This is a genomic window from Spirillospora sp. NPDC049652 (assembly GCF_040675125.1).
Lineage (GTDB): Bacteria > Actinomycetota > Actinomycetes > Streptosporangiales > Streptosporangiaceae > Spirillospora.
In genome coordinates this window covers 1-3,295 of sequence record NZ_JBFAOF010000826.1, presented here as the reverse complement: position 1 = coordinate 3,295, position 3,295 = coordinate 1, and the positions used below count along the sequence as shown (strand labels likewise).

Sequence of the window (3,295 nt, the reverse complement as noted above, 5' to 3'; positions counted from 1 at the left end):
GGCGAGCCGCCGCGCCGCGCCGCAACGGGCCGGGCCGGGCACAGCGTGGCGCGGCCGGGCTGGTGCGGTGCGTCGCCCACGCGCCCCAGGGCAGCCGGAACAACCTGCTGTATTGGGCCGCGTGCTGCGCGGCGCGCGACGGCCACCACCCCGAGGTGTTTGAGGACCTGGTGGCGGCGGCGGTGCGGGCGGGCCTGCCTGAACGCGAAGCCCGCGCGGCGGTCGCCTCGGCGCGCCGCCGCATCCCGGCGGGTGGTGGCCGGTGACCGCGCTCGCCGCCGTGCCGTCCCTGGCCGAACTCAACCAGCCCGCCGACGGCGTGGCCCTGCTGGACCGCGTGCATGCCGCGCTGACCCGCTATGTGGTGCTGCCCTCGCCGGAGACGGCAGTGGCGGTCACGCTGTGGATCGCGGCCACGCACGCGGTGAAGGCGTGGCAGCAGGCTCCCCGGTTGGCGATCAGCTCGCCGGAGAAGCGATGCGGCAAGTCCCGGCTGCTGGATGTGGTCGAGGCGCTGTGCCACGCGCCGCTGATGACGGTAAACGCCTCGGTGGCAGCCATCATGCGGCTGGTGCAGGACGACGCGCCGCCGACGCTGTTGTTCGACGAGGCCGACACGCTGTGGGGCACCAAGCGCGCCGCCGAGGGCAACGAGGACCTGCGCGGCCTGCTGAACGCCGGATGGCAGCGGGGCCGCAAGATCCACCGGTGCGAGGGCGACAGCAACACCCCGCGCGAGTTCGAGACCTTCGCCATGGCCGCCCTGGCCGGGATCGGCCGCCTGCCCGACACCATCACCGACCGCTCGGTTCAGGTCGTGATGCGCAGGCGCGGCCCCGGCGAGCACGCCGACGCCTTCCGGCAGCGCCGCGACGTGCCCCCGCTGCACGCGCTGCGCGACGAGGTGGCCGCCTGGCTGGCTGCGCACCTGGAGGAGCTGGAGCACGCCGTACCGGTCATGCCGCCGGGAGTGGAGGACCGCGCGGCCGACGTGTGGGAACCGCTGCTGGCGCTGGCCGACCTGGCAGGCGGACCCTGGCCCGACCGCGCCCGGTGGGCGTGCGCGCTACTGGTCGCCCAGGCCGCCGCCGACGACGCGGTGTCCTCGACCAACCTGCATCTGCTGGCCGACCTGCGCGAGGTACTGGAGCTGGTCAAGAGCGACTTCATCACCAGCGCCGACCTGATCCAGCGGCTGCGCGCCCTGCCCGAGTCGCCGTGGACGACCCTGACGACCAAGGGCCTGGCCACCCGGCTCCAGGACTACGGCATCCGCCCCAGCGGCCCGCAGTGGGTCGCCACTGACGACGGCACCCGCAAGACCCAGAAACGCGGCTACCGGGCCGCCGACTTCACCGACGCCTTCACCCTCTACCTCCCCCACCCCGACACACCGCCGGGCAGCGGCCCGGCCCAGGCGGGGTCCCCCTCTCCGTCGCAAGCGTCACACCCATCACTTTCCCAGGTCAGACCCCAAACGGATACCTCGGCCGTGACAGATGCATCCGTCACACCCAAGACGGCGGTGACAGATCCATCCGTCACAGCAGAACGCCCCGTAACGGCGCTGACCAGCGAAAGTGACGCATGTGAAGGGTGTGACGGCACCCCCCGGCCCGGCTGCGGCAGGTGCTCCCCGGCACCCCTCGGAACTTGCCCGCGCTGCCGCTGGGGGCTGGACACCCAGGGCCACCGCGCCGCGTGCGGAACCGACCGCACCACCGACCCGACCGCCATCACGACAAGGAGAAACTGATCATGGCGTTCATCGACACCTTCTACGAACTGGGCTTCGAGGGCGGCATCGGCAGCCGCCCCCCGGTGCCGTTCCCCGCCCCCTTCGGCGCACCCGACGAACTGGTGCAGGCCGCCCGCGCCGCCATCGAGGCACGCGAGATCGCCCACGACGCGGAAGCCAAGGCACACGACGCCTTCGCCGACGCCCGCCAGGCCGAGGCAGACGACAAGGCCGCCGCGCTGGAGGCCGCCCGCAACGGCGAAGGACACGCGCCCCTCGCGCCCGGCCTGTTCGGCCTGGCCCACGAAGCCGACGACGCCGCGCGGGTAGCCGTCCACGCGGCCCAGAGCGCCTACTACGCCTACGTCGATCTGTACAACGAGATCATGGCCGACCCGGAGCGGCGCACCGCGTGGCTGGCGCGGGTGCTGCCCGAGTACGAGGCCGCCGCCGACAAGCTCCGTGCGGACTTCACCAGCCTGCGTGACCGCGCGAGCGGCGTCGCCGCCTGGCAGCACATGGCCTACAAGCTCGCGGGCACCCCGCACGCCGACCGGCAGACCGTCGGTGCCAACGGCCCGATCACCGACCCGTTCATGATCTCCAACATCGCCACCCTCACCACCGAGCCCGAATGGCTGCCCATCGCCCGCGACCTGCTCACCGACCACAACACCGACAAGGACGCCGCATGACCGACGACACCAACCCCCAGCCCACCACGATCGAAGAGCTTCATGCCGCCCGCCGTGCTCAGCAGGTCCACGACACCACCCTGCGCGACGCGGTGCGCCGGGAGGCCCAGCGAGCCGGGTTCCCCGACCCCACCTCCGTCGCGCTGGAAGGCGACTTCTCCGGCGTCACCGTCACCGACGACGGCAAGGTGGACCGCGCCGAGATCCGCCGCCGCCTGGCCGACCTGTGCACCTACCGTCCCGACCTGACCGGCGGCCGACAGGTTGACTCCTCCTGGCACCGCAGCAGCGTCAACACCGAACCCGACCTACGCGGCGCATGGGACGACGCCACCGTGACCGACTTCGACAAGCTGTTCTTCGGCACCACCTGACCCACCCCGGACGCCGCACCACACGCGGCCCGGCGAGGCCCCGGCGACCCCTCCAGCGCCGGGGCCGCAACCGGGTGGGGGGTCACCCCTCGCCCTCCCCACAGCTCACCCCGGCGGCCAGGCGCACGCAGGTGCGCCAAGGTGGGATCGAAAAAGTTGGGATGATCATGAGCCCACATCGCCCCGCGGAATGTGGTGCACGCCTCATCGGCGCAGCCGCCGGCAGGTGAACCCGACCCCATCGGCGAGGACGCCCGCCCGCCGTGACGGCCTCGCCGATGGGCGGCGTCTTGGAGCTGCCCGACGCCGGGGTTGAAGGTGGTCACGCAGCAACCACACGACGAAAGGCAAGGCGATGGCCACCAACGACACCACCCCCAAGACCACCACCGCCAAGACCACGGGCAAGGCGGCCACGGGCAGGGCCGCGACCCCCAAGCGCCCGCAGGCGCGGCGCCGAACTCGTCGGCGAGGTGGCCCGGTTCGAG

The 3,295-nt window shown here is 72.8% G+C and carries 4 protein-coding genes; all 4 read left to right on the top strand.

Annotation, left to right across the window (positions count from 1 at the left end; all coding sequences use genetic code 11):
* Positions 1 to 266: hypothetical protein (locus AB0J52_RS33335; protein WP_500186845.1), on the top strand; the 266-nt coding region annotated here is incomplete at its 5' end.
* On the top strand, positions 263 to 1,756 hold the full coding sequence (locus AB0J52_RS33330; protein ID WP_500186844.1) for a DUF3631 domain-containing protein: 1,494 nt from the start codon (positions 263 to 265) through the stop codon (positions 1,754 to 1,756). The genes AB0J52_RS33335 and AB0J52_RS33330, both read left to right, overlap by 4 nt.
* Positions 1,757 to 1,758: 2 nt before the next feature.
* Positions 1,759 to 2,433, top strand: a complete 675-nt coding sequence (locus tag AB0J52_RS33325) for a hypothetical protein (protein ID WP_500186843.1) — start codon at positions 1,759 to 1,761, stop codon at positions 2,431 to 2,433.
* The gene (locus AB0J52_RS33320; protein WP_500186842.1) at positions 2,430 to 2,807 is read left to right on the top strand and encodes a hypothetical protein; all 378 of its coding nucleotides are present in this window, start codon (positions 2,430 to 2,432) and stop codon (positions 2,805 to 2,807) included. Before AB0J52_RS33325 ends, AB0J52_RS33320 begins: the two co-directional genes overlap by 4 nt.
* The last annotated feature ends 488 nt before the right edge of the window (positions 2,808 to 3,295 follow it).

Coding starts and splice junctions, on each gene's coding strand:
- AB0J52_RS33320 (WP_500186842.1), top strand. CDS start 2,430: ATGACCGACGACACCAACCCCCAGCCCACCACGATCGAAGAGCTTCAT.
- AB0J52_RS33325 (WP_500186843.1), top strand. CDS start 1,759: ATGGCGTTCATCGACACCTTCTACGAACTGGGCTTCGAGGGCGGCATC.